This window comes from Streptomyces sp. NPDC031479 (assembly GCF_055581065.1).
The window spans coordinates 23,926-49,516 of the sequence record NZ_JBVIKC010000051.1; the positions used below are offsets into that span (position 1 = coordinate 23,926).

A 25,591-nucleotide genomic window follows, 5' to 3' on the forward strand; every position below is an offset into this window, starting at 1 on the left:
CTTTCCGGCGGGTCCGGCGCCTGGCGGCCGCGGCCGGTCAGTGCGGCCGGTCAGTGCGGGAGGTCGACCGACACGTACGGGGCCAGCGCCCGCAGGAAGTCGGCCGCGTCGAACACGGCGCCCGCCGAGGCCACGCCCGTGGTCCGCGCCCGGCCCGTCAGCAGGCGCTGGACGGCCTCCACCGCCAACGGGGCGGTGACCGCGTAGATGTCCCGCCCGCGGGCCGTGACGCGCCGCTCGACGCCGTCCGCGCGGACCAGGACGTCGACGGCGAAGAGCTGGTCCGAGCGCCCCAGCGCGTCCACCGCCTCGGGAGCGGGAGTGTCCTGTGAGGCCAGGTCCCCGGCCGCCTCGACGCTCATGTACGTCCGCACGTCCGGCACTTCCAGGTGGCTCGGCACGGTGACGACATCGGCCATCGTGAACTCCGCGATCACCGACCGCCGTCCGAGCGGTCCGGGGAAGTCCCAGTCCACCACCTTCGGTTCGTCGTCGTGGTACCGGAGCGCACCGTCCGCGAAGCGCACCCGACGCCCCGCGCGGCGCTCGTGGGACACCGCCCCGGCCGCCCGCGTGCCCTCCGTGGGGTGCCAGCTGCTCAACCCGTACGCCACGTGCACCTCGTCCGCCGCCGTCCTGTCACCCAGGGCCGCGGTCACCAGGAGGTCGCCCAGGCCGCCGTAGAACGCCATCGCCGGCACCACCGCCACCCCGGCCTTCCGGGCGGCCTCGGCGTGCTCGGCGAACGTGGCGGCGTTGGCCTCGATCTCCGCCGCCACGTCCACGTACGGGATGCCCGCGCGCAGCGCCGCCTCCACCACCGGGCCGGCCGTCACCGCGAACGGTCCGGCGCAGTTGACGACCGCCGCCGCACCCGCCAGGGCCCGGTCCAGGGAATCCGGGTCGTCCACGGCGGCCGGCCGCACCGCCACCCCGCCCCACTCGGCGGCCAGCTCCTCCAGGCGCGCCGCGTTCCGCCCCGAGACCACCGTGGTGATCCCGCGCCTCAGGAGCTCGGCCACGACGAAACGCCCCGTGTGCCCCGTCGCCCCGTACACCACCACTGCCGCCGCTGTGCTCATCGTTCCCCCTGCTCTCGCTGTGCCGATGCGGTAAGTCTCGTCGCGGGGGAGGCCGGGGTGTGATGGTCCGGAACGACACCGCCCGTACACTTTCGGACATGCCCACTGTCGCGCTGCTCGCCGCTGGTGACCTGCTCCACTTCGAACTGGGGGTGGCCTACGAGATCTTCGGGAATCCCCCGCGCGAGGCCGTGGACGGCTGGTACGACGTACTGCTCTGCGGGCCGGGGCCGGTACGCGTCGGGCCGTTCCGGGTCGAGCCGGACCACGGGCTGGAGCGCCTCGCCGCCGCCGACACCGTGATCGTGCCCGCGTGCGCCGACATCGACGTGCCGCCGTCCCCGGAGCTGGTCGAGGCCGTACGCGCGGCCCACGAGGCGGGTGCCCGGGTGGCCTCCCTGTGCACGGGGGCGTTCCTGCTCGGCGCCGCCGGCCTGCTGGACGGCCGCCGGGCCACGACCCACTGGGCGCACGCCGAGGAGCTGAGCGCACGTCATCCCCGAGCCGTGGTCGACCCGGACGTGCTGTACACGGACAACGGCAGCGTCCTCACGGCGGCGGGGAAGGCCGCAGCCGTGGACCTCTGCCTGCACCTGGTCCACCTCGACCACGGCGCGCTCATCGCCAACTCCGTGGCCCGGCGCCTGGTCATGCCGCCCCACCGGCCCGGCGGCCAGGCCCAGTTCGTGGCCTCGCCGGTGCCGGTGAAGGGCGACCACGTGCTGGCGGGCCTGCTCGCCTGGGTCCTGGAGCGGCTGGACCGGCCACTGACCGTGGCCGACATGGCCCGCAAGGCGAACACGAGCCCGCGCCACCTCGGCCGGCAGTTCCGGTCGGTGACCGGGCAGACGCCGCTGCAGTGGCTCCTGACCCAACGGGTGCGGCGTGCGCAGGAGTTGCTGGAGGCCACCGGCATGAGCGTCGAGTCGGTCGCCCTCGCCACCGGGATGGGCACCGCGACCACGCTCCGCCGCCAGTTCAAACGCACCGTCGGGGTCCCGCCGGACACCTACCGCCGCTCGTTCCGCAGCGCCAACCCCTCGCGGATCCCATAGCCTCCCGTACGTCGTGCTTCATGTGAAATGGTGCATAAGTGATGAGGTGATGAGAACGGTCTCAACGGGGGGCGTCCCGTGATGAGATGGTCCATCCCGGGTACCTCGCCCCGGGCAGGCACCCCGATTTCGTGACAGTGATCGTTGCTCTCTGGTGGGCGCCGGTTCCGACGTGTAGCGTCTGCGGCAGCTGTCGTGGTTCGCAGTACCTGCCCGCGCCCTGGCGTGGGCGCTTTGCTGTGCAGTGCAGGACCAGGGCGATCACCTCCGGGTCCGCGCGGTGCGGATCCGACATCGACTGAGAGGCACGGCCATGGCCAGCGGCATCGTGAAGTGGTTCAACTCCGAAAAGGGCTTCGGTTTCATCGCGCAGGACGGCGGCGGTCCGGACGTCTTCGCGCACTACTCCAACATCAACTCCACCGGCTACCGCGAGCTCCAGGAAGGCCAGGCCGTGACCTTCGACGTCACGCAGGGCCAGAAGGGCCCGCAGGCGGAGAACATCACCGTCGCCTGACCTCGGTCGCAGGCACACCCCACCGCCCCGGAGCACCTGCTCCGGGGCGGTTTGGGTGCCGGGTCCTACCGGAGCCCGGTGACCGGCAGCTCCCGCAGGGCGCGGAACCTGAAGGTGCTGTGCCAGCGGAGCCGGTCCGGCGGGCAGGCCGCCCGCAGGCCGGGGAACCGGTCCACGATCGCCCCCAGGGCCAGCGTGAGCTGCAGCCGGGCCAGGGGCGCCCCCAGGCAGTAGTGCATGCCCTGTCCGAGGGCGAGGTGGGCCTTGTCGGCGCGGTCGATGTCGAAGCGGTCCGGGTCCGGGTAGCGGTCCGGGTCGCGATGGGCGGAGGCCAGGGCGAACAGCACGGTGTCCCCGGCCGGGATCCGTACGCCGCCGATCTCCACCGGCTCCGTGGGGAACCGGCGGATCGCCGTCTGGTTGGGGCTCGTGTACCGCAGGAGTTCCTCGACCGCGTCCGCCGTGCGCGCGGGTTCGGCCCGCAGGCGGGCCGCCTGCTCGGGGTGGTCGAGGAGGGCGAGCACACCGGCGCTGATGACGTGCTGGACGTTCTCGCTGCCCGCCCCCAGGATCAGGAAGGCGAGCGAGACGAGCTCCTCCTCGGTGAGCCGGTCCCCCTCGTCGCGGGCCGTGATCAGGTCCGAAAGCAGGTCGTCGCCGGGTCGGGCGCGCCGCACGGCCACGAGGTCGACCAGGAAGCGGTGGACCTCGCCGATGGACCGGACCAGGTCCTCGCCGGAGGCAGGGGTGAGCATCGCGGAGATCCAGCCGGAGAACCGTTCCCGGTCGTCGGACGGGACGTCGAGCAGGGCGCCGATGACCCGCAGCGGCAGCGGCCGGGCGAACTCCGCGACCAGGTCGGCCTCGCCGCCGCCGTCGAGCCGCGCGGCGAGGTGCGCGGTCCGCTCCTCGACGGCGTCCCGGACGGCGTCGCGCAGCCGGTCCACGTGCCGGGGGGTGAAGCCGTGGGCCACCAGCCGGCGCAGGCGCAGGTGGTCCTCGGGTCCGACGTTCAGCAGGTTGCTGTCGAGCGCCGGCGGCAGGGAGAAACCGCTGAAGCCCGTGGCCGAGTGCCTCTTGTCCACCGAGAGGCGCTGGTCGGACAGCCCGGCGCGGACGTCCGCCTCGCGGACCACCAGCCACACCGCGGAGCCGTCGGGCAGCGCCACCCGGTGCACCGGTCCGGCGGCGCGCAGGGCCGCGTAGACGGCGTGGGGGTCGTGTGCGAAGGGTTCTCCGAACGGCTGCGGCAGGGTGACGTCTTGCGATATCCGCGTCATGCGCGTTCCTTACGTGCCCGGGGCGGCCGGCCGCGGCCGCCGGTCGGCGCCGCGGTCCGGATGATCATCTCCATCATCGTCGACGACGCATCCTCTCGACCGTCTCCCGCGGGGCGGGCGAGGAGCGACGGCCCGCCGGACGGCCGCCCGGCTACGCTGGCGCCGTGGCCAGCGCGGGAGTGAGTCGTCGACGGGTGATGGGCGCCGGGTGCGGCGCGGTCGCGGCGGCGCTGGCCGGATGCTCCGGGGCGTCCGTCCCGGCACGGCGGCTGCGGTTCGCCACCGGACCCGAGGGCGGCCCGTACAACGCGTTCGGGCAGGCCCTGGCCCGGGCGGTCGCCGCGTACGGCGACCGCGGGGGCGGCCCGCCGGTCCTCCCCGTGACCACCGCGGCGAGCGTGGACAACCTGCGGCGACTGGACGAGGGCACCGTCGATCTGGCCCTCGCGATGGCCGACGCGGCCGAGGACGCCGTCCTCGGCCACGAGCCGTTCTCCCGGCCCGTCACCGGCGTGACGGCGCTGGCCCGGGTCTACGTGAACTACACGCACCTGCTGGTACCGGCGGACGGCCCCGTGCGCGAGGCCGGAGCCCTCGCGGGCCGGCCGGTCGCGACCGGCGCCGCCGGGTCGGGGGTGCAGGTGGTGGCGGGCCGGATCCTGCGGGCCGCCGGTCCGGGCGCGGCCGCCGCGGCACCGCTCGAACGTCCCCTGGGCCTGGCCGAGTCCGTGCGCGCCCTGCGCGGCGGCGAGGTCGACGCGCTGTTCTGGTCCGGCGGCGTACCCACACCCGCCCTGACCGGGCTGGCACACGAACTGCCGCTCCGCTTCCTGCCGTTGGACGCCCATGTGGGGCCGCTCCGGGAACGCTACGGTCCCGTCTACACCGCCGTCACCCTTCCGGCCGGCGTGTACGGGCTCACGGAGCCGGTGGGCACCATCGGGGTCGGAAACTACCTCCTGGCCCGCGACGACGTACCGTGCGACACCGTCGAGGCCCTGCTGCGCGTGGTGTTCGACCGGTGGCGGGACCTGCTGCGCGAGGTCACCGCCGGGGTACGGCTGGAGCCCCGGTTCGCGATCTCGACGGGCAGGGTGCCGCTCCACCCGGGCGCCGTCGCCTACTACCGGTCGGTGTACGGCTGACCGCTCACGGGGGCGGCAGCCGGAGCTCGACGGCCAGGCCGCGCGGCTCGTTCGCGCCGGCCGTCAGCCGGCCGCCGCTGGTGCGGGCGAGCTCATCGGCGATGGCCAGCCCCAACCCGCTGCCCCGCACGTTCTGGTGCTCCGGTGAACGCGTGAACCGGCGGAGCAGCGAGGGAAGCTGGTCCGGCGCCACGCCGGGGCCGTCGTCGGCGACGCGCACGACGGCGTCCCCCGCGGCGGCCTGCCGGACGCTCACCTCGACGCGTCCGCCGCCGGGCACGAACTTCACGGCATTGTCGAGGAGGGCGTCCAGTACCCGGCCCACCGTGTCCGGCAGGGCCCGCACCCCCAGGGTGTCCGGGAGGCCGTGCGCGGTCAGCTCCAGTCCGGCGTCGCGGAACACCGGATGCCAGGCCGCCACCCGGTCCCGTACCGCACGCGCGGCGTCCTGGTCGCGCAGCTCCGCCGTGCCGGACTCCACCCGGGCCAGGGCCAGCAGTCCGGCGAGCAGCTCCTCCAGGCGTTCCGCCTCGTCCAGGGCGCGCGCGTGCTCGGTGCGGCCGGGTCCGGGGGCGATGTACGGCTCGACGTTCTCCATCTGCAGTACCAGCGTGGCCAGGGGGTTGCGCAGCTGGTGGGAGGCGTCGGCGACGAAGTCGCGCTGGCGGCCGAGGGAATCGGCCAGGGCCTGCGCCATCGTGTTGAAGTGCCGCCTCAGGTGACGCAGTTCGGGCGGCCCGGTGTCGGACACCGCCCGGGCCTGGAGGCGGCCCGCGGTCAGCCTCCCCACCGCCCGGTCGAGATCGCGGACCGGGCGCAGCAGCCAGCGCGCGATCCCGACCGCGACCAGGGCGGCCGCGGCGAAGGCGGCGAACGCCCCCACCGCGATGAGGGACCAGCGGACCGTCACGTCCCGGCGGGCCGCTCCGGTGGGCAGGGTCATCAGCACGGCCCCGCTCACCCGCTCGTCGCGGCCCACCGGCTCGGCCACCACCACGGTCGCGGGCCCCCAGGGGCGGACGGCCGGCAGCCGGTCGGTGGACCGGCCGGTGAGCGCGCGGGCCAGGGCGTCCGCCGCCGGTGAGGGCGCCCGGCCCGCACCACCCTCCGGGGGAGCGGCCGTACCGGCCCGCGCGACCGGCCCGCCGGCCGTGTCGACCACGGCCACCGAAGCCCCGTAGAGCTGCGCGTACCGCTCGATCTCGTCGGACAGCTCGCGGCGGTCGGCCGCGGTGCGCATCCGTTCGGCGAGATCCGCGAACCGTACGGCCTCCGAGCGGCGTTGCAGCAGCAGGTGTTCGGTCCGCCCGCGCGCGTAGGCGTCGGCGAGGGGCAGGCAGAGCAACAGGGTGGCCGCGCCCATGAGCACCAGCAGCACGGCGAGGAGCCGACGCCTCACCGGGCGCGGTCCGCCCCGCCGTGGGCTCCGTCGTCGGCCGTGTCGTGGGCCCCGTCGTCCGCCGGGCCCCACGCCCCGTCCCGCGGGCCGCCGTCGCCGGTGGCGGGGCGGCCGAGCCGGTACCCGTACCCGCGGACGGTGCGCACCAGACCGGAGCGGCCGGTCTTGGCGCGGATGCCCGCCACGTGGACGTCCAGGGAGCGGGAGGCGCCGAGGAAGGCGTCCCCCCAGATCCGGTCCATGATCTCCTCGCGGGAGTGCACCTCGTCCGGGCGTACGGCCAGGAAGGCCAGCACGTCGAACTCGCGCCGGGTGAGCCGGACTTCGGCTCCCGCCACCGTCACCGTCCGGCCCGCCGGATCCACCTCGACGTCCCCGGCGCGCACGGGACGGTGGCGGTGGTCGCCGTGCCCGGCGTCGGCGTCCCGGAGGCCGGTGCGCCGGTCCGTACGGCGGCGCACGGTGTCGACGCGCGCCATCAGCTCGGCCATCCGGAACGGCTTGACGACGTAGTCGTCGGCGCCGGCCCGCAGGCCCTGCACGATGTCGCGTTCCTCGCAGCGCGCGGTCACCACGATCAGCGGGGCGTCGCAGACGGTGCGCAGCCGCCGCAGCAGTTCGAGCCCGTCCAGGTCGGGCAGGCCGAGGTCGAGCAGGACGAACTCGGCCTCGCGCAGGTGCAGCAGGGCGTCCAGGGCCCGGCCGACCCGGCGGACGGTGTGGCCGCGCTGGGTGAGGGCGGTGCCGAGGGCCTGGGCCATCCGGTCGTCGTCCTCGACGAGAAGCGCGTGCATGACCGGTTCCCCTCACCCGATGACCCGTGCCGTGGCCGGGGACAGCAGCCTACGGGAGCGGCCGCCCCGGGTCACCGGTCCGTGTCAGCGTCCGGCCCCCACCGACGGGGCCCGGGAATCCCCGGTGCCCGGCCGGGCACCGGCACCGGTATCGCCATCGGCTTCGGCCTCGGCGCGGCTGAGTGCGGCATCGCGGGTGTCGGGCATCAGGAGGTAGGTCACCAGGGAGACCAGCGCGCACCCGGAGACGTACCAGAAGAACAGCTTCTCGTGGCCGCCGCTCTTGAACCACAGCGCCACGTACTCGGCCGTGCCGCCGAAGAGCGCGTTGGCGATGGCGTACGGCAACGCCACACCGAGGGCCCGGACCCGGGTCGGGAACAGCTCGGCCTTGACCGCGGCGTTGATGGAGGTGTAGCCGGTGACGATCACCAGCGCCAGGAGGGACAGACCCAGGGCGGACCAGTACGAGGACGCCGAGCCGAGGGCCGTCATGATCGGGTACGTGCCGAAGGTGCAGCCCACGGCGAAGGTGATCAGCAGGGGGCGCCGTCCGATCCGGTCGGACAGCATTCCGGCGAAGGGCTGCAGTGCCGCGAAGAGGGTGAGCGCGGTGAAGCTGACGAGGGTGGCGGTCGTCTTCGCCATGCCGGCGCTGCCGACCAGGTACTTGGTGAGGTAGGTGGTGTACGTGTAGTAGGCCACGGTCCCGCCGAGGGTGAGTGCCATGACCAGTCCGGCCTGCCGCCGGTGCTGCCACAGGACCTTGAGTGTGCCCCGCGTGCTGTCGTCGTCGCCGGCGTCGTCCCCCTGCGACGCCTGCTCGGCGAAGGCGTCGGTCTCCTGGAGACGCCGCCGCAGCCAGAAGACGACGACCGCGAACAGGGCGCCGAGGACGAAGGGGATCCGCCACCCCCAGCTCTCCAACTGGGCGGTGGTCAGCGTGTGCTGCATCGTGATGAGGATGCCCAGTCCGAGCAGCTGGCCGCAGGTCATCGACACGTACTGGAACGAGGAGCCCAGGCCGCGCCGGTTCCGGGCGGAGACCTCGGTGAGGTAGGTGGCGCTGGCGGCGTACTCGCCGCCGATGCTCATGCCCTGGAGCAGGCGCGCGAGCAGGAGCACCAGGGCGCCGAAGTAGCCGGCCTGTCCGTAGGTCGGGGCGACGGCGATGAGCAGGGCGGCCACCGACATCATGGTGACGGTGAGCGTGAGCGCGCTCTTGCGCCCGCGCCGGTCGGCGGCGCGGCCGAGGATCCACCCGCCGACGGGGCGCATGAGGAAGCCGACGGCGAAGATCCCGGCCGTGTTCATCAGCTGCGTGGTCGGGTTGTCGCCGGGGAAGAAGGAGTCGGCGAAGTAGATCGCGAAGCTGGCGTAGACGAACCAGTCGTACCACTCGACGAGGTTGCCGAGCGAACCGCCGATCAGGGCCGTGCGCCGCTTCCTGCGGAGGTCGGCGCCCTGCGGCAGCGGCGGGGGCGGTGCGGGGACTGCGGTGGACGAGGGCATGACGCCTCCAGTCGGAGGTCCCCGCGAGGGGACGGGGGAGGGGCCCCGGCGGTGGGGAGTGCCCAGAGCATGCGTCCGCGGCCGCCCCCGTACAACGCCCGGCCCGCAGATCTAACGTGCCGCTAAGAAAGGACGGCACGGGACCGGCACATTGCGCGGAAGCGGCCACCGGGCCTCACATTTCCGGGGCCTGCCTCGTCGGACTCTCGGACACCGACGAGGGATCGACGAGGGGACCGGGCCATGGCCACACAGATGACGACAGGACGACGCGGCCTCACGTTCGTGCGGACGGCGATCGCGCTGCAGACCGCGGCCGTCTTCTTCCAGGCTGCCACCGCCGGGCTGTTGCTCGCCTCGTCGCACGGCGAGCTGCTGCACGGCGTCGGAGCGCGCGTGATGTACGGCGCGTCGATGCTGTACCTGCTCGCCGCGATCCTGGCCTGGCGGCCCGGCGGCGGTCCCTTGCGCCCCGTCCTGCACGCGTCCGGATTCCTCGTCCTGGCCTCGGTGCAGGTGGTGCTCGGCATCGCGCACGTTCCGTCGGTCCACGTCCCCCTGGGCGTCCTGATGTTCGGCCTGAGCCTGCTGGACCTGGGCCGGGTGGTGACGGCCCGTCCGTAGGCGCCGCGCGGAACCGGGAGAAGGGTGGTAACAACGTTACCTCTGGGTTATGTTGTTACCCATGATCACGCTCTACCAAGACGCCCTGCGGGCCGGTCAGGAAGCCGCGCGGACCGCCGTTCTCGACCGCGCCATCGGGCTGCTGGTCGAGGAGGGGGCCGCCGCCCTGACCGTCCGGCGGATCGCCACCGAGATCGGCACCTCGACCAAGGTCCTCTACACCGTGTTCGGCGGAAAGGAGGGCCTGGCCGACGCCCTGTACCGGGAGGGCTTCGCACGGCTGCGCCGGGCCCAGGAACAAGTCCCGCCGACCGACGACCCGTTGGCCCACCTGAGCAGCCTCGGCACGGCCTACCGGGAGCACGCGCTGGCCGAACCGGCCTACTACCGCGTCATGTTCGAAGGGGCCATCCCCCACTACACCCCCGGTGCCGAGGCCCTCGCCGTCGCCGAGACCGCCTTCGACGCCTCGGCCGCGGCCGTCGCCGCCTGCATCGGCTCCGGGGTGTTCCGGCCGGACGGCGACGCCCACGAGATCTCGAAGCTGTTCTGGGCCGCCGCGCACGGCGCGGTGAGCCTCGAACTCGCCGGCCACTTCCCGCCCGACACCGCGGCCCGCCGCTACACCACCCTCATGACCGCGCTCGGCCAGGCCTTCCTGGCCACGCCGGCCCCGTCCAGCGACCCGGAACGGACCCCCCGATGACACCCCCGACGACGCGTACGACGACCAACCGCTACCTCTCGGGGAACTTCGCACCCGTCACCGAGGAGACCACGGCCCACGACCTGCCCGTCACCGGCCGGATACCCGGCCACCTCAGCGGCCGCTACCTGCGCACCGGCCCCAACCCGCTGGGCATCGAGGACGCCGCCGCGCACCTGTGGACCCTCGGCGAAGGCATGGTCCACGGCGTCCGCATCCGCGACGGCCGCGCCGAGTGGTACCGCAACCGCTGGGTCCGCTCCTCCTCCGTCGCCGACCGGCTCGGCGAACCGCGCCGCGGCGCCCCCGTCGACCCGCGGACGGACTTCGCCCCGAACGTCCAGGTGGCAGGCCTGGCCGGCCGCACGTTCGCTCTCATCGAGGGAGGGTTACGCCCGTACGAACTCACCTACGACCTGGACACGCTCGGCCCCTGCGACCTCGGCGCGACCCCCGAGGGCTACAACGCCAACGCCCACTCCCTCTTCGACCCCCGCACCCGCGAGCTCCACTCGCTCGCCTTCCGCTACGGCTCCGAACACGTCCAGCACATCGTGATGGACGACACCGGCACCGTGCTGCGCGCCACCACCGTGCACACCCCCGGCCGCCCCTACATGCACGACTTCGCGCTCACCGACCGCCACGTGATCCTCTTCGACGGCCCCGTGGTCTTCAGCGCGGCCCACCTCGCCACCGGAGTCCCCTTCCGCTGGGACGACACCCATCCGGCACGCGTGGGCGTGATGCCCCGCGAGGGCGGCCCGGTGCGCTGGTTCCCCGTGGCCCCGAGCCTGGTCGGCCACACCCTCAACGCCCACGAGAACGGCACGGACGTCGTCGTCGACCTCGTCCGCCACCCCGAGGGCTTCGACATCCGCGACTTCGGCACCAGCCGCCCCACCCTCTACCGCTGGACCATCGACCTCGCCGCCGGGACGGTCCGCGAGGAGCGGCTGGACGACCGCACCCAGGAGTTCCCCCGCGTCAACTCCCGCTACACCGGGCTCCCGTACCGGTACGGCTACGCCGCCGCGGTCGAGCTGTACGCCCCGCCGGCCGGCCCCGGGGACCGGCGACCCGACGCGGGCTTCAGCAACGCGCTCCTCAAACACGACCTGTCCCGCGGCACCACCGAGGCGCACGAGTTCGGACGCTTCGCCGCCGTCGGCGAAGGCGTGTTCGTCTCCGCCGAGACGCCCGGGGCCGAGGACGACGGTTACGTGATGGCGTACGTCCACAGCCCGGAGCGCGGCGCCGCCGATCTGGTCATCCTCTCCGCCCGGGACTTCACCGGGGAACCGCTCGCCCGCGTCCACCTGCCCGTACGCGTGCCCCTCGGCCTCCACGGGAACTGGGTCCCGGACGAGGACCCGGCCGCGCGGCCCGCCGCCCGGCCGCCGGGGGCCGGGCGCGGCTGACCCAAAGGGCGGGCTCCCCGGCGCGGACTCCAGAAGTGCCACGCGGCCCCCGGCCGGGGCGGTGTATGCAGGAGGGATGGACCTTGGGCGCCCGCGTGCGAGCAGTCATCCGGCAGGGGAGCAGGGCCACGCGCTCCTGGCGGTCCCGCTCGCGCTGATCACCATCGTGACCGTGGTCGACATCCTGGCCCCGCCCGAGGTGCACCTCGGGCCCTTCCTGGTGGCCGCCCCGGCCGTCACCGCGTCGTTCGCCGGCCCCTGGACCACCGCGGCCGTCGGAGCCGTCGCCGTCGTCGCCCAGGCGGTGACGGCGACGGTGCGCAGCAGCCTGACCGACCTGAACCACACCTTCCAGATCATCGCCCTCATCCTCATCTCCGTGATCGTGACGCTCTTCGCCCACCTGCGCGAAGTCCACGAGAAGGAGCTGACCCAATTGCGCTCGGTCGCCGAGACCGCGCAGCAGGTGGTGCTGCGGCCGCTCCCGGAGCGGATCGGCCCGCTGCGCCTGGCATCCGTCTACCTCGCCGCCGAGGCCGAGGCCCAGATCGGGGGAGACCTGTACGCCGTCGCCCGCACGGCCCGCGGAACGCGACTGATCATCGGTGACGTCCGGGGCAAGGGGCTGGAAGCGGTCGGGGACGCGGCCCTCGTCCTCGGCGCGTTCCGCGCCTCCGCCCACCAGGAGGCCGACCTGGCGGGGCTGGTCGCCTACCTGGACGGATCCGTGGCCCCGGGCCCGGACGGGTCACGGGTGCCCGACGGCTCTCCGGACGACCTGGGCGAGGGGTTCGTCACCGCCGCCGTCCTGGAACTCCCCGACCAGGAGCGGGCCCTGCACCTCATCAACTGCGGCCATCCGCCACCGCTGCTGTTCCGCGGTCCCCGGGTCACCGCGCTGGAGGTGGACCATCCGGCACCGCCCCTGGGCCTGGCCGGGCTGGTGGACGCGCGGGCCACCGCGCAGACCTTCCCCCTGGCGCCCGGGGACATCGTCCTGCTCTACACGGACGGGGTCATGGAGGCCCGCGACCGGGACGGGACGTTCTACCCGCTGACGGAGCGGGCCGCGGCCTGGACCGGGGCGGACCCGCACGCCCTGCTGGAGTACCTGCGCGCCGACCTGCTCGGCCACGCGGCCGGCGGCGTCCTGGGGGACGACGCGGCCATGGTCGCCATCCAGCGGTTCGTGCCGCCCTGAGACGGACGCGGAACGGCCGCCGCCCCGGCGGAACGAAGTCCACCGGGGCAGCGGCCGCCGACGCGCGTACGACGGTCGGTCCGTCCGTCAGTCCGTGCCGGACTCCATCGCGGCGCGGTCCAGCATCGTCTCCTCGTCGGTGGCCTCGCCACGGGAGGCGATCGCCTCGGCGCCGCCCTCGTCCATGGCGCCGATCAGCCCGGTCGCGGCCGCCTGCGCGGCACCGATCGGGGTCGGGTGGGGAGTGCCGACCAGGCCGAGCCCCACGTACTGCTCCAGGCGGGCGCGGGAGTCAGCGATGTCGAGGTTGCGCATGGTGAGCTGACCGATCCGGTCCACCGGGCCGAACGCCGAGTCCTCGGTCCGCTCCATGGAGAGCTTGTCCGGGTGGTAGCTGAACGCCGGGCCCGTGGTGTCCAGGATCGAGTAGTCCTCGCCGCGACGCAGCCGCAGCGTCACCTCGCCGGTGACGGCCGTGCCGACCCAGCGTTGCAGCGACTCGCGGATCATCAGCGCCTGCGGGTCCAGCCAGCGGCCCTCGTACATGAGGCGGCCGAGGCGCCGGCCCTCGTTGTGGTACGCGGCCAGGGTGTCCTCGTTGTGGATCGCGTTGACGAGGCGCTCGTAGACGATGTGCAGCAGCGCCATACCGGGCGCCTCGTAGATGCCGCGGCTCTTGGCCTCGATGATCCGGTTCTCGATCTGGTCGGACATGCCCAGACCGTGCCGGCCGCCGATCGCGTTGGCCTCCATCACGAGGTCGACGGCGGAGGCGAACTCCTTGCCGTTGATGGTGACCGGGCGGCCCTGCTCGAAGCCGACCGTCACGTCCTCCGTGGCGATCTCCACCGACGGGTCCCAGAACCGCACGCCCATGATCGGGTCGACGGTCTCGATGCCGGTGTCGAGGTGCTCCAGCGTCTTGGCCTCGTGGGTGGCGCCCCAGATGTTGGCGTCCGTGGAGTACGCCTTCTCCGTCGAGTCCCGGTAGGGCAGCCCGTGCGCGAGCAGCCACTCGGACATCTCCTTGCGGCCGCCGAGCTCGGTGACGAAGTCGGCGTCCAGCCAGGGCTTGTAGATCCGCAGGTGCGGGTTGGCGAGCAGCCCGTACCGGTAGAACCGCTCGATGTCGTTGCCCTTGAAGGTGGAGCCGTCGCCCCAGATCTGCACCCCGTCCTCGAGCATCGCGCGCACCAGCAGCGTGCCGGTCACGGCACGTCCCAGCGGCGTGGTGTTGAAGTACGGGCGCCCGCCCGACCGGATGTGGAACGCGCCGCACGCGAGCGCCGCCAGGCCTTCCTCGACGAGGGCGGCACGGCAGTCGACGAGCCGGGTGATCTCGGCGCCGTACGCGGAGGCGCGGCTGGGCACGGAGGCGATGTCGGGCTCGTCGTACTGGCCGATGTCGGCGGTGTACGTGCAGGGGACGGCGCCCTTGTCGCGCATCCAGGCGACGGCGACCGAGGTGTCGAGCCCGCCGGAGAAGGCGATGCCGACGCGCTCGCCGGCGGGAAGGGACGTGAGGACTTTAGACATAGGAAGATTATGCAGCACCTCGCATGGTCATGCAACGCGGCGTCGGGGTGGACTTTCCGGAACCGGTCCGCCGGGGCCCTCCCGGGTCCCTGCGTGCCTGGTCGGAGCCCTGGGCGCGCCGGCCACTCGTACATGCGTCCCCGTGACCGGCGTGACGCGGCCGACGGCGCTACGCTGGACCCACCAGTGATCATCCGCGGCCGGGCGGGGGAGCACGGGGGGTGCCGGCCCGCCGGGACAGGGGAGCGGGCGCCCCGCCCGTCCCCGCTCCGCCACCCCACCGGAGGCGCCATGTACCGCGCGTCACTGCTGTGCGCCGCGGCGGCACTCGTCGCGACGGCCCTCGCGCCGGTCGGAGACGGCACCACCGCGCCGGATCCACAGGACCCGAAGCTCGCCCGCTTCTACCGGCAGCGGATCGACTGGGGCCGCTGCCCCTCCGGCTACCCGGCGTCCATGCGGTGCGGCCACCTCGACGTCCCGCTCGACTACACCGACCCGGCGAAGGGCACCGTGGCCCTCGCCGTGGCGCGCCGCCCCGCCACCGGGCGGCACCGCCTGGGCTCCCTGGTGCTCAACTACGGAGGTCCGGGAGGCGCCGGCCTGCCCTCCCTCGCGAAGGGGCTCACGGAGCCCGAGCGGGCGCTGCGCTACCGGAACCTCGCCGCCTCCTACGACCTGGTGACCTTCGACCCCCGCGGCGTCGGCGGCTCCGCCCCGATCAGCTGTGCCGGCGCGCTGCCCGTGCGGCGCACCGAGTCGATGGACGCGGCGGCCCTGCTGCGCGCCTCGGACGCCGCCGTACGCTCCTGCAGAGCCCACTCGGGGCCCGTCCTGCCCCACGTCGGCACCGTCAACGTCGCCCGGGACATGGACGTGCTCCGCCAGGCCCTCGGCGAGCGCAAGCTCGACTACCTGGGCTGGTCCTACGGGACCAGGCTGGGCGCCGTGTACGCCGCCCGGTTCCCCGAGCGCGCCGGCCGCATGGTGCTCGACGGGGTCGACACCCTCTCCGAGCCCCTCGCCGACCAGGAACTGGAGACGGCGCGCGGCCAGCAGATCGCCTACGACGCCTTCCTCGACTGGTGCGCCCGGCAGCCGGGCTGCGTGTACGAGGGCGTCGACCGGGCCCGGGCGAACCGGCGGACCGGGGAACTCGTCGCGCGGCTCGACGCGAACCCGCTCCCGGTGCCGGGCGGTGGCAGGTTCACCGGCGCGGACCTGGCGCTGGCGATCGAGAACGACCTCTACTCGCCCTGGGACTGGCCCGACCTGGAGCGCGGCCTGGGCACCCTCGTACGGCACCGTGACCCCGCGGGGCTGCTGGAGGCCGCCCAGCCCGAGAAGGACAACGAGGGCGCCGCCTGGGCAGCCGTGAGCTGCGCGGACTATCCCGACCGCGGAGCCGGCGGGGACCCTCGGGCCCTCCAGCGGCAACTGGACGAGCTCCGGCCGCGGTTCCTCGAAGCCTCCAGGATCTTCGGGCCGGGCGAGCTGAGCGAGATCGCCTACTGCCACGGCTGGCCCACCCCCACCGACCCCACCTCGGGCCTGACGCCGGAGAACGTCCCGCCGATGCTCCTGATCGGCGTGCGCGGCGACCCGGCGACCCCGTACGCGTGGACCGAGGAGACGGCCCGGCTGCTCGGCCCCCGGGCGATCGTCATCGACTACAAGGGCCAGGGGCACACCGGGTTCCGCCACTCCGCCTGCGTCAAGCGGCACGTCGAGCGCTTCCTCCTGGACGGCCGGCTCCCGCGGGAGAGCACGTCCTGCCCGGCCCTGGGCATCGACGCCCGCGGCCACGAGGTGACCACCCCGGCCCCCCCAGCCGTGACGGCGCCCCCGAGCCCCGCCCCCCGGCGACGGGGGGCGGCCCCGCGCGGGCGCCCGGCGGAGGCTAGCGTGTGCGCACGTGGCCGATGTCTTCGAACTCATGCTGGCGCTGGACCTGCGCGCCGACCCGCCGGAACCCGAACTCGCCGAACTCCGCTGGCACCTCGGTCTGGGCCCGGAACCGCGGGCGCTCCGCATCGTGACCGGGTTCCCCTGGGTGGTGGAGGACGACGAGGGGCGGCCCGTCGTCGAGAACCACCCCGAGCCCCTGCTCGCCCAGCGGGGCGAGGCGTACGCGATCGGCGGCGCCCTCGTCTCGCTCCTGGTCCCCCGGGAGCGCGCCGGACGCGGCGCCTGGGCTCTGACCAGCCGCCAGGAGATCCATCCCGACGGCTTCGAACGCACCGGTGAGCTCCTCGCCTGGCTCGCCACCAGGGCGGCCGACGCCCACCGCCGCCACGACGGCGGCGTCGACCTGGGCTGGACCCGCTTCCACGAGGAGCGCCGGCCCACACCCCTGACGGTCCGGGACGGCGTGGTCGTCTGGCCCTCCTGAGCCACGGCCCGGGGGCGGGCCCGCGGTCACGACGCGGACGCGGGCCCGCCGGGGTCGTTGGGGTGGGGCTCAAGGGGGGTGACTACGTGGGTCATCCACGCCCGCAGCGGCAGGGTGCCGAGCACCTCCTCCCGCAGCGCGGCCTCGTCGGCGGCCCGCCACAGACCGATGCTCCGCAGCTCGCCGACCGGGCGCCACAGCCGTACGAGGTGTCCCGCGGCGGCCAGTTCCCGCGCCCGGACCGCTTCGGCGGCGCGACGCTCGTCCACGAGGGACGGGTCGGTGCCCTCGGGGATGGTGGTGGTGATCTCGACCAGGAACTCGCGCATGCTCCCTCTTCCTCCGCAGGGCCGCTGGCCAACAGGCTACGGCCGCCCCGGCCGGCGCGCGTGCCGGCGGGTACCGGCCGTCCGGGGGAGGGCCCCGCTTCGCGACCGCCCGCTCCCCGCCCCGCCTCCGCGCCCGCCCGGGCCCCCGCGGCGGATCCGGGCGGTGCCGACACTCTTGACGGATGGTCTGGACCAACTTTACGTTGTGGCGCACCGGGCCGCGCACGCCGCCGCCGGGCCCCATCCCGTCGGCGACCGCCCTCGCGGCCCGCTCCGCACCCCGGCCCGCTCCGCACCCCGGCCCGCCCCGCTCCTCCCCCCACTCAGCCCCCGTCCTCCCGCCCCGGGCGCCCCGGGCACCCGCGCGGAAGCGGCACGAAGGGAGCACTCCATGATCCGCCGGACCATCCGCCTGCTCGGCGCGGGACTCGCGGCCGCGCTCCTCGCGCAGTTACCCGCCGCCGCAGCGGCACCGCCACCCGCCGCGCCCGCCGCGGCCGACACCTGCCCGGTGAAGCCCAGGCCCGCGGGCAAGGTCCTCCAGGGCTACTGGGAGAACTGGGACGGCTCGGCCAACGGCGTCCACCCGCCCCTGGGCTGGATACCGATCACCGACGCCCGCATCCGCGCCCACGGCTACAACGTCGTCAACGCGGCCTTCCCGGTCATCCGTTCCGACGGCACCGTGCTGTGGGAGGACGGCATGGACAGCACCGTGAAGGTGCCGACCCCCGCCGAGATGTGCCAGGCCAAACAGGACGGCCTCACCGTGCTGATGTCCATCGGCGGCGCGGCGGCCGGCATCGACCTCGGCTCCGGTGCCGTCGCGGACCGGTTCGTGGCGACGATCGTGCCCATCCTGCAGAGGTACAACTTCGACGGCATCGACATCGACATCGAGACCGGCCTCGTCGGCTCCGGCTCCATCACCCAGCCGTCCGCGTCGCAGGCCAACCTGATCCGCATCATCGACGGCGTTCTGGCCCGGATGCCGGCCGGCTTCGGCCTGACGATGGCCCCCGAGACGGCCTACGTCACCGGCGGCAGCGTGGCCTACGGCTCGATCTGGGGCGCGTACCTCCCGATCGTCAAGAAGTACGCGGACAACGGCCGGCTGTGGTGGCTGAACATGCAGTACTACAACGGCAGCATGTACGGCTGCTCCGGGGATTCCTACTCCGCGGGCACCGTCGCCGGCTTCAGGGCGCAGACGGACTGTCTCGACCGCGGTCTGGTCGTCCAGAACACCACCGTCAAGGTGCCGTACGACAAGCAGGTGCCGGGGCTGCCGGCCCAGCCGGGCGCGGGCGGCGGCTACATGTCGCCGAGCCTGGTCTCCCAGGCGTGGAACCCCTACGGCGGCCGGCTCAAGGGACTGATGACCTGGTCGCTCAACTGGGACGGATCCAGGAACTGGACCTTCGGCGACAACGTCCGGGCGCTGCAGGGCCGTTGACGGCGTGCCCCCTGGGCGTGACATGTGGCCGAGGGGGCCTCCCTTGTTGGAGAGCTGCACTATCTTACTTCCGTGGAGCAGCTGATCGCCGAAGATCCGGCGCGCATCGGTCCGTACCGTCTGATCGCCCGGCTGGGCGCGGGTGGGATGGGCCTGGTCTACCTCGGGCGTTCCGAAGCCGGACGCACCGTCGCGGTCAAGGTCGTGCAGGCCGAGTACGCCGGGCACCCGGAGTTCCGCCGGCGTTTCGCCCGCGAGGTGGCGGCGGCGCGCAGGGTGGGCGGAAGCTGGACGGCGGCGGTCCTCGACGCCGATCCCGAGGCCGCCGTGCCCTGGGTCGCGACGCAGTACGTGCCGGGACCCGACCTGCACACGGTGGTCGCCAGGGACTTCGGGCCGCTGCCCGAACACTCGGTCCACGTGCTCGCCAACCGGCTCGCCCTCGCCCTCGGGGCCGTGCACGGGGCGGGCCTGATCCACCGCGATCTGAAGCCGTCCAACGTCCTCGTCACCGTCGACGGCCCCCGCGTCATCGACTTCGGCATCGCCCGCGCGATGGACAGCCTGGGCGGGGACAGCCTGCACACGCGCACCGGCATGCTGATCGGATCTCCGGGCTTCATGTCGCCGGAACAGGTCCGCGGTCTCGCGCTCACCCCCGCCAGCGACGTCTTCTGCCTGGGCGCCGTCCTCGTCTACGCCGCCACCGGCCGGTTCCTGTTCGGCGCCAGGGACACCGGCCTCAACGTCCACCTCTTCCGGGTGGCCGAGGAGGAGGCGGACCTGACCGGCGTACCGCCACCGCTGGCCGAACTCGTCGGCGCCTGCCTGGACAAGGACCCGGCCCGGCGGCCCACCCCGGCGGAGGTGGCCGCCCACACGGCGACGGACCCGGCGGCGGAGTGGCTGCCGGGCCCGGTGCTGGCCCAACTCGGGCGCCATGCCGCCCGGTTGCTGGACTACGCCCCCGCGCAGCGCGCCGGGACACTGGCCCCGGCCGCCGAGACCGCCCCGGCCGCCCCGGCCGTCACCCCCGTCGCACCGCCGCCCGTGCCCGACCCGCGGGCGCGGTCCCCGCACGCACCTCCCGCGTACGCCCCGACCCTCCCGGTCCCGGCCGGTCCCCCGCCCGGATTCGGTCCGGCCCCGGGCCCGGTCGGCGTCCCGGCGCAGGGCGTGCCCGCCGCCACCGCCCAGGACCAGCCGCCCCCGCCCGCCGGACGGCGCCGGAGCCTCGTGGTGGCCGCCATGGCGCAGCTGGTGGTGGTGCTCGACGGAGCGGTCTTCCGGTCGGCCCGGGCCGACCTGGGCCTCTCCTCCGACGGCCTGTACGTGCTCTTCTGCGTCTACCTCCTCGCTTTCGGGGGGCTGCTCCCGCTCAGCGGACGCGTCGTGGACCTCGTGGGCCGCAGACGGGTCATGCTCGTAGCCCTGGCCGGGTTCGCCACGGCGGCCGTGCTCGGCGGCCTGACCAGTGTCCCGGCCGTGCTGATCTGTTCCGCCGCCCTGCAGGGCGGCGCCGCGGCGTTCCTGCTGCCGGCCGCCCTCGCCCTGGTGGTCGCGGGCTCCACCGAGCCGAACGCGCGCCGCCGGGCCCTCGGGATCTACGCCGCGGTCGCCGGCAGCGGCTCCGCCCTCGGGGTACTGCTGGTGGGAGTGCTCGTCGAGGACGTGTCGCGGCGTTGGTCCCCGTTCGCGGGCGCGCTCTTCGCCGTGATCGCGGCCGTCACCGCGCTCGGCCTGCCGGCGGACCGTCCGGGCCGCCCCGGGACCCGACTCGACGTGCCGGGCGCGCTGCTCGGGGCCGGCGGCCTCGGCGGTCTCACTTTCGGCTTCGGCGAACTGAGCCGCCGCCATGGGTTCGTGCCCCCCGTCACGGCCTCCCTCGTGCTCGGCGTCATCCTGCTCGCGGCCTTCCTGAGGCGGCAGACACGGAGGCCGGAGCCCCTCCTGCCGCCGTACCTCTTCGGGGCTCCGGGCCGCACCGGCTGCCTCGTGACCTCGGTCCTGGCCGGCGCGGGCCTCCTCGTCATCGTCCCGGTGTTCGAGGCCGTCCTGGGCCCCTACCTCGGCTACCGGCCGGAGATGGTCGGGGTCCTCCTCCTCCCGCTGGCCGCCGCCGTCGCCCTCGGCTCCACGCAGGTCTCCGCCCGCCTCCTGGACCGCGTCGCGCCCCGCGTGCTGATCGTCGGCGGTCTGCTGACCACGACCCTCGGTCTGCTCCTCTTCACCAGGGCGAGCGACGCGGGGTACGCCGGCTGGGTGCTGCCGGGCATGCTCCTCGCCGGCGGCGGCGCCGGCGTGGCCCTCGTGCCGGTTCTCGCCGTCATGACCGAGGCCGTCCCCGAGGGGCACTCCGGTGCGGCCTCGGCGGCACTCGCCGCGGCTCAGCACACGGGCGTCTCCCTCGGCACCGTGCTGCTCGGCGGCCTCGTCCACGTCGACGACCAGGTGCTCGCCTTCCCCTTCACCATCTGGTGGGCGTGCGGATTCCTGCTGCTGGCGGCCCTCGTCGCCGGGTTGACGATCAAGGTCAAGGCGCCCGGGGGAGCGCAGGTCCGCCCCTGACCCGCGGGGAGCGCGGTCAGCCGACGCCGTAGCGGGCCGCGATGCCTGCCAGAACCAGTTCCAGGCCTTCCTCGAAGCCCTCGTCGTAGTCCTGGAAGAGGTCGGCGCCGGCGGTCGCGGCGAGCGGGTAGTCGGCCAGCCGGGCGGCGCGTTCGTCGATGTCGTAGCCCTCCCGGCGCTGACCCGGCAGGGGTTCCACGCCCTGTTCCTCGGTGACGAAGCCCAGGGTGAAGAAGTAGGCCGTGGAGGTGGCGCGGACCGCCTGGGGAAGGGCGAAGCCGGCGTCGACGAGGGCGCGCAGGTTCGCCTCCATCTGGGCCGCGTGCTCGGTGCCCGTGAAGCGGGAACCGCTGAAGACCTTCGCGCCGTCGCGGTACCCCAGCAGGGCCGCGCGCAGGCTCCGGTTGCCCTCCAGGAGACGCTCCCGCCACGTGGCGCCGGGGGCGAGCCGCGCGTCGGCGTCCGCGGCCATCCGCCGGTACATCTCCGTGGCCATCTCGTCGAGCAGCTCCTGCTTGCCCTTGAAGTGCCAGTACAGGGCGGGTGCCTGGACGTTCAGCTCCTTGGCGATGGCGCGCAGGGTGAGGCCGTCGAGGCCGGTCTCGTTGAGGAGCCGCAGCGCGGTCTCCACGACCTGCTTCTTGTCGAGTCTGGGAGCTTTCCGGGTCGTCACGCTTGACAGCTTAACAGCGTTAAGGCAATGCTGTGCGGAGACGGAACTTAACAGCGTTAAGGGGAATGTCATGCGCAAGGACGAATGCGACGTGCAGGACGTGCAGGATGTAAAGGACGTACTGGTCATCGGCGCGGGTCCCACCGGCCTCGCCCTCGCCGTGGACCTCGCACGGCGCGGTGTGCGGGCCCTCGTCGTGGAACGGGCCGAGGGCCTCTTCCCCGGTTCGCGCGGCAAGGGCGTCCAGCCCCGTACCCGGGAGGTCTTCGACGACCTGGGCGTGGGGGAGGCCGTCGGCGCGGCCGGCGGTCCGTACCCGGTCGCGGTGATCTGGCGGGACGGCGTGCGCCAGGGCGAGCACCGGATGTTCGACGAGAGCGAGGAGACGGAGGACTCGCCGTACCGCGAGCCCTGGATGGTCCCGCAGTGGCGCACGCAGGAGATCCTCGCCGCCCGCCTCGCGGAACTGGGCGGTGAGGTCGCCTTCGGCCGCGAGCTGGTGGGCATCACCCAGGACGCGCAGGGGGTGACGGCGCAGTTCGCCTCGGGCCCGCCGCTGCGCGCCCGCTACGCCGTCGCCGCCGACGGCGGCCGCTCCACCGTGCGGCGGGCGCTCGGCATCGGCATGGCCGGCGAGACCGTGGACCCGAACCCGGTCCTGGTCGCCGACGTCCGTGTCGACGGCCTCGACCGCGAGAACTGGCACGTCTTCCCGCCCGCCGCCGGCGAAGGCGGGTACCTCGCGCTCTGCCCGCTCGCCGGGACGCGGGACTTCCAGCTCACGGCCCAGTTCCCGGAAGGCGCGGACATCGACCTCTCCCTCGAGGGGATCCGGGCCGTCGTCGCCGCACGCTCGCACCTCGCCCCCGAAGCCGTGACGCAGGTGCGCTGGGCCTCGGACTTCCGGCCGCGCGCCGCACTGGCCGACTCCTTCCGGCAGGGGCGGATCTTCCTGGCCGGGGACGCCGCTCACGTCCACTCGCCCGCGGGCGGCCAGGGGCTCAACACCAGCGTCCAGGACGCGTACAACCTGGGCTGGAAGCTCGGCGCGGTACTGGGCGGGCGCGCGCCCGAGTCCCTCCTGGACACCTACGAGGAGGAACGGCGGCCCGTCGCCGCCGAGATGCTCGGCCTGTCCACCCGGATCCACCGGGGAGAGGCCCGGCGCGGTGCGGCCACGCGTCAACTGGGCCTGGGCTACCGGGAGTCCTCCCTCGCGGTGGAGACCCGTACGGACCTGCCCGAGGACGCGGTGCGCGCGGGCGACCGCGCGCCGGACGGCGAAGCGGGCGACGGCGGACGGCTCTTCGGCGCGTTCCGGGGCCCGCACTGGACCCTGCTGGCCGTGGGTACCGCGCCGGGGGCCGCCCTGCCGGCGCTGCCCACCGTCCGCACGGTGCGGGCGCCGTCGCAGGCGGCGTACGGGGACGGCCTCTTCCTCGTCCGGCCCGACGGCTACGTCGGCTGGGCGGGCACCACGGCCGCGGGGGCCGCGCGGTACGCGGTCCGGACCGGCCTGTAGGCCGGCCCGGTCCCGCCCCGGGCGCTCTATGCTGAACGGATGATCATCTCCCTGCCGCCCGGCGAGTTCCGCGCCTACCTGTTCGACTGCGACGGCACCATCGCCGACTCCATGCCCCTGCACTACCGGGCCTGGACCCAAGCCCTCGGCGAGTGGAACTGCACGTTCCCGGAGGACCTCTTCTATGCCTGGGGAGGCCGGCCGGTAGCGGAGATCATCGCCTCGCTCAACGAGGCCCAAGGGCTGTCCATGCCGGTCGGAGCCGTCGCGGACCGCCGGGAGCACCTCTACCGGGAACTCCTGCCCCAGCTCACGGCCGTCCCGGGAATCCTGGCGCACATCGAGGACTCCCGCGGACGCATACCGACGGCCGTGGTGTCCGGCAGCACCCGCGACTCCGTCACGGCGTCGCTGACCGTCCTCGGCCTCCTCGACTCGTTCGACGTGCTGGTGTGCGCCGGTGACTACAGGAGGGCCAAGCCCGACCCCGAGGCGTTCCTCAGGGCGGCCGGTCACCTCGGCGTCCCGCCGGAGCACTGCCTGGTCTTCGAGGACACCGACCTGGGGATCCAGGCCGCCACGGCGGCGGGCATGGCGTCCGTACGCGTCCCACAACCCCGCCTCGGGTGAGCGGCGCGCACCGACGACCGCGGCGGCCGCGTCGCACTCGTCATCGCCGCCTACGACGCGGGGCTCGTGTCACCGTCCCGACGACCGCGGCCGGCCCGGTCCCGGGGCCCCGGCATGGGGCGCGGGCTGCGGGGTATGCGCGCAGCGACGGGCGTCCGAGGGAGGCGTCATGCCCCACGACACCAGGGCCGGGCGGAACGAGACCGTGGAGGAGCGCGCGGACCGGCAGTGGCAGGACCTCCTCCAGGAGATCCGCGTCGCCCAGACCGGCGTCCAGATCCTCTTCGGCTTCCTGCTCACGGTCGCCTTCACGCCCGTCTTCGCGGGGCTCGCGCCGGCCGAGAAAGCGATCTACATCGTCACCGTGGTCCTGGGCTCGCTGGCGACCGGCGCGCTCATCGGCCCGGTGGCCTTCCACCGCCTCGTCACTGGCCGGCGGATCAAACCCGAGGCGGTCGTGTGGGCCGCGCGCCTGATCTCCACGGGCCTCGTCCTGCTCCTGGCCACCTGCACCTCGGCGCTCCTGCTCGTCCTGCGGGTCGCCACCCACAACGCGCTCGTGCCCTGGATCGTGGGCGGGGTGTTGACCTGGTACCTGCTGTGCTGGTTCGTGCTGCCGCTGTGGGCGCGGATCCGCTACACGTCAGAGCGCTGAGCGCGCCCGCGCGCGGCAGCCGCGTCGGTGACGTCCAGGAACATCTGGTCCAGCTCGGGCCAGCGACCGCGCGCCTCGCACCGGATCCGTACCATCGCGTCCTCGACGGTCTCGCTGTCGTACCCCGGCGTCAGATCGATCCGTGCGGCCAGCAGGACGGAGTCCGGCCCCAACCGCATGGTGAGCATGGCGGTGACGGAGTCGATCTCCGGCTGCCGCACCAGGAACTCGCGCACCTGCCGCTGGACTGCGGGGTCGGCGGCCTCGCCGACCAGCTGTACGCGGGCGGCCCGGCCCAGGGCGTAGGCGACGTAGACGAGCAGGACGCCGATCAGGACGGACGCGCCCGCCTCGTACGCGATGTTCCCGGTCACCAGGTGCAGGGTGATGCCGGCGATGGCCAGGAGGACACCGACGCAGGCGGTTCCGTCCTCGGCCAGCACGGTCCGCAGGGCGGGATCGCGGCCCGCCCGGATCTCGGCCGCCACCCCGCGCCCCCGGGCCCGCGCGGACCGGCGGACCTGGAGCAGCGCCCGGGCGAGGGAGGCCCCTTCGGCGGCGAGGGCGAGGAGCAGCACGAGCAGACCAATGACGTAGCCGTCGTGCGACTCGGAACCTCCCGAGCGGAAGGCCTGGACGCCCTGGAACACCGAGAAGCAGCCGCCCGTGACGAAGATGCCGACGGCGGCGAGCAGGGACCAGAAGAACCGCTCCATGCCGTAGCCGAAGGGATGACGCGCGTCCGCGGGGCGTCTGCTGCGCCGCAGGGAGGCCAGCAGGAAGACCTCGTTGAGGCTGTCCGCGATCGAGTGGGCCGCCTCCGACAGCAGCGCCGGGGAGCCCGAGACGACACCGGCGACGGCCTTGGCCAGGCAGATGACGAGATTGGCGGCGAGGGCGACCCACACGGTGCGGCGCGTCTCGCCGTCCCGGCCGGCCGCGTCCGTGGGCGCGACGGGTTCAGGCGTCCCGGCGGTCCCGGGCGTGCCCGCCGTTGCCGTCCCATCCGCCGGCCCGGCCGCCTCCGTGTCGCGGCCCGCACCGGTTCCCGGCCCTGCCTGCGGCTTGCCGCCGGTTGTCTGCGCCATACAGAG

At 74.1% G+C, this 25,591-nt stretch carries 22 protein-coding genes; 13 read left to right on the forward strand and 9 right to left on the reverse strand.

Annotated elements, in window-relative coordinates; all coding sequences use genetic code 11:
- Positions 1 to 50: 50 nt before the first annotated feature.
- Entirely contained in the window at positions 51 to 1,082 is a 1,032-nt protein-coding gene (locus ACZ5D2_RS34805; RefSeq protein ID WP_371680578.1) for a saccharopine dehydrogenase family protein, read from the reverse strand.
- Positions 1,083 to 1,180: 98 nt separating this feature from the next.
- Here ACZ5D2_RS34805 and ACZ5D2_RS34810 point away from each other — a divergent pair, with 98 nt between their 5' ends.
- Together ACZ5D2_RS34810 and ACZ5D2_RS34815 are read left to right on the forward strand one after the other, a co-directional pair.
- The gene (locus tag ACZ5D2_RS34810) at positions 1,181 to 2,137 is read left to right on the forward strand and encodes a helix-turn-helix domain-containing protein (protein WP_371680579.1); all 957 of its coding nucleotides are present in this window, start codon (positions 1,181 to 1,183) and stop codon (positions 2,135 to 2,137) included.
- Between the two features lie 313 nt (positions 2,138 to 2,450).
- Entirely contained in the window at positions 2,451 to 2,654 is a 204-nt protein-coding gene (locus ACZ5D2_RS34815; RefSeq protein WP_030230186.1) for a cold-shock protein, read from the forward strand.
- A 65-nt stretch (positions 2,655 to 2,719) separates the two neighbouring features.
- Here ACZ5D2_RS34815 and ACZ5D2_RS34820 read toward each other — a convergent pair whose 3' ends face one another.
- Complete coding sequence (locus tag ACZ5D2_RS34820; RefSeq protein ID WP_468935040.1) at positions 2,720 to 3,934, reverse strand: cytochrome P450 family protein; 1,215 nt, start codon at positions 3,932 to 3,934, stop codon at positions 2,720 to 2,722.
- Between the two features lie 164 nt (positions 3,935 to 4,098).
- Here ACZ5D2_RS34820 and ACZ5D2_RS34825 point away from each other — a divergent pair, with 164 nt between their 5' ends.
- Complete coding sequence (locus tag ACZ5D2_RS34825) at positions 4,099 to 5,079, forward strand: TAXI family TRAP transporter solute-binding subunit (protein ID WP_468935043.1); 981 nt, start codon at positions 4,099 to 4,101, stop codon at positions 5,077 to 5,079.
- Between the two features lie 4 nt (positions 5,080 to 5,083).
- Here the strand turns inward: ACZ5D2_RS34825 and ACZ5D2_RS34830 are convergent, their stop codons facing one another.
- From ACZ5D2_RS34830 to ACZ5D2_RS34840, 3 genes are all read right to left on the reverse strand, one after another.
- A complete protein-coding gene (locus ACZ5D2_RS34830) occupies positions 5,084 to 6,478 on the reverse strand; it encodes a HAMP domain-containing sensor histidine kinase (RefSeq protein ID WP_468935046.1) in 1,395 nt (464 codons plus the stop codon).
- On the reverse strand, positions 6,475 to 7,272 hold the full coding sequence (locus ACZ5D2_RS34835) for a response regulator transcription factor (RefSeq protein WP_468935049.1): 798 nt from the start codon (positions 7,270 to 7,272) through the stop codon (positions 6,475 to 6,477). The genes ACZ5D2_RS34830 and ACZ5D2_RS34835 overlap by 4 nt, the downstream gene beginning before the upstream one ends.
- An 84-nt stretch (positions 7,273 to 7,356) precedes the next feature.
- Positions 7,357 to 8,784: an MFS transporter gene (locus ACZ5D2_RS34840; RefSeq protein WP_468935052.1), complete on the reverse strand. Its 1,428-nt coding sequence runs from the start codon at positions 8,782 to 8,784 to the stop codon at positions 7,357 to 7,359.
- Between the two features lie 243 nt (positions 8,785 to 9,027).
- On the opposite strand from ACZ5D2_RS34840, the gene ACZ5D2_RS34845 reads away from it, so the two are divergent.
- From ACZ5D2_RS34845 to ACZ5D2_RS34860, 4 genes are all read left to right on the forward strand, one after another.
- Positions 9,028 to 9,408 carry a hypothetical protein gene (locus ACZ5D2_RS34845; RefSeq protein ID WP_371680585.1) on the forward strand — a complete coding sequence of 127 codons (381 nt, stop codon included), beginning with the start codon at positions 9,028 to 9,030 and terminating at the stop codon, positions 9,406 to 9,408.
- Positions 9,409 to 9,469: 61 nt separating this feature from the next.
- Positions 9,470 to 10,114: a TetR/AcrR family transcriptional regulator gene (locus tag ACZ5D2_RS34850; protein ID WP_468935056.1), complete on the forward strand. Its 645-nt coding sequence runs from the start codon at positions 9,470 to 9,472 to the stop codon at positions 10,112 to 10,114.
- Positions 10,111 to 11,535, forward strand: coding sequence for a carotenoid oxygenase family protein (locus ACZ5D2_RS34855; RefSeq protein WP_468935059.1), 1,425 nt, complete (start codon positions 10,111 to 10,113; stop codon positions 11,533 to 11,535). Before ACZ5D2_RS34850 ends, ACZ5D2_RS34855 begins: the two co-directional genes overlap by 4 nt.
- Before the next feature lie 76 nt (positions 11,536 to 11,611).
- Positions 11,612 to 12,736: a PP2C family protein-serine/threonine phosphatase gene (locus tag ACZ5D2_RS34860; protein ID WP_371680588.1), complete on the forward strand. Its 1,125-nt coding sequence runs from the start codon at positions 11,612 to 11,614 to the stop codon at positions 12,734 to 12,736.
- 87 nt (positions 12,737 to 12,823) lie between these two features.
- Here the strand turns inward: ACZ5D2_RS34860 and argG are convergent, their stop codons facing one another.
- A complete protein-coding gene (argG, locus tag ACZ5D2_RS34865; protein WP_280916087.1) occupies positions 12,824 to 14,272 on the reverse strand; it encodes an argininosuccinate synthase in 1,449 nt (482 codons plus the stop codon).
- Between the two features lie 291 nt (positions 14,273 to 14,563).
- Here argG and ACZ5D2_RS34870 point away from each other — a divergent pair, with 291 nt between their 5' ends.
- Positions 14,564 to 16,519, forward strand: a complete 1,956-nt coding sequence (locus tag ACZ5D2_RS34870; protein WP_468935064.1) for an alpha/beta hydrolase — start codon at positions 14,564 to 14,566, stop codon at positions 16,517 to 16,519.
- Between the two features lie 171 nt (positions 16,520 to 16,690).
- Here the strand turns inward: ACZ5D2_RS34870 and ACZ5D2_RS34875 are convergent, their stop codons facing one another.
- Positions 16,691 to 16,993: a muconolactone Delta-isomerase family protein gene (locus ACZ5D2_RS34875; RefSeq protein ID WP_468935067.1), complete on the reverse strand. Its 303-nt coding sequence runs from the start codon at positions 16,991 to 16,993 to the stop codon at positions 16,691 to 16,693.
- 394 nt (positions 16,994 to 17,387) lie between these two features.
- On the opposite strand from ACZ5D2_RS34875, the gene ACZ5D2_RS34880 reads away from it, so the two are divergent.
- The gene (locus ACZ5D2_RS34880; RefSeq protein ID WP_371681395.1) at positions 17,388 to 18,449 is read left to right on the forward strand and encodes a chitinase; all 1,062 of its coding nucleotides are present in this window, start codon (positions 17,388 to 17,390) and stop codon (positions 18,447 to 18,449) included.
- Between the two features lie 72 nt (positions 18,450 to 18,521).
- The gene (locus ACZ5D2_RS34885; RefSeq protein ID WP_468935070.1) at positions 18,522 to 21,017 is read left to right on the forward strand and encodes an MFS transporter; all 2,496 of its coding nucleotides are present in this window, start codon (positions 18,522 to 18,524) and stop codon (positions 21,015 to 21,017) included.
- A gap of 16 nt (positions 21,018 to 21,033) precedes the next feature.
- On the opposite strand, the gene ACZ5D2_RS34890 is transcribed toward ACZ5D2_RS34885, so the two are convergent.
- Complete coding sequence (locus tag ACZ5D2_RS34890; RefSeq protein ID WP_371680594.1) at positions 21,034 to 21,690, reverse strand: TetR/AcrR family transcriptional regulator C-terminal domain-containing protein; 657 nt, start codon at positions 21,688 to 21,690, stop codon at positions 21,034 to 21,036.
- A 70-nt stretch (positions 21,691 to 21,760) separates the two neighbouring features.
- Between ACZ5D2_RS34890 and ACZ5D2_RS34895 the strand changes: the two genes are divergently transcribed.
- The 3 genes from ACZ5D2_RS34895 (at position 21,761) to ACZ5D2_RS34905 (ending at position 24,497) form a co-directional block, all read left to right on the forward strand.
- Positions 21,761 to 23,212 (forward strand): FAD-dependent oxidoreductase, encoded by a 1,452-nt coding sequence (locus tag ACZ5D2_RS34895; RefSeq protein ID WP_468935074.1) that lies wholly within the window; start codon positions 21,761 to 21,763, stop codon positions 23,210 to 23,212.
- A gap of 39 nt (positions 23,213 to 23,251) precedes the next feature.
- Positions 23,252 to 23,842, forward strand: a complete 591-nt coding sequence (locus tag ACZ5D2_RS34900; protein ID WP_468935077.1) for an HAD family hydrolase — start codon at positions 23,252 to 23,254, stop codon at positions 23,840 to 23,842.
- 169 nt (positions 23,843 to 24,011) lie between these two features.
- Positions 24,012 to 24,497: a DUF6328 family protein gene (locus tag ACZ5D2_RS34905; RefSeq protein WP_371680597.1), complete on the forward strand. Its 486-nt coding sequence runs from the start codon at positions 24,012 to 24,014 to the stop codon at positions 24,495 to 24,497.
- Here the strand turns inward: ACZ5D2_RS34905 and ACZ5D2_RS34910 are convergent.
- Positions 24,479 to 25,585 (reverse strand): cation diffusion facilitator family transporter, encoded by a 1,107-nt coding sequence (locus tag ACZ5D2_RS34910; protein ID WP_468935103.1) that lies wholly within the window; start codon positions 25,583 to 25,585, stop codon positions 24,479 to 24,481. The genes ACZ5D2_RS34905 and ACZ5D2_RS34910 overlap by 19 nt on opposite strands.
- Positions 25,586 to 25,591: the final 6 nt, after the last annotated feature.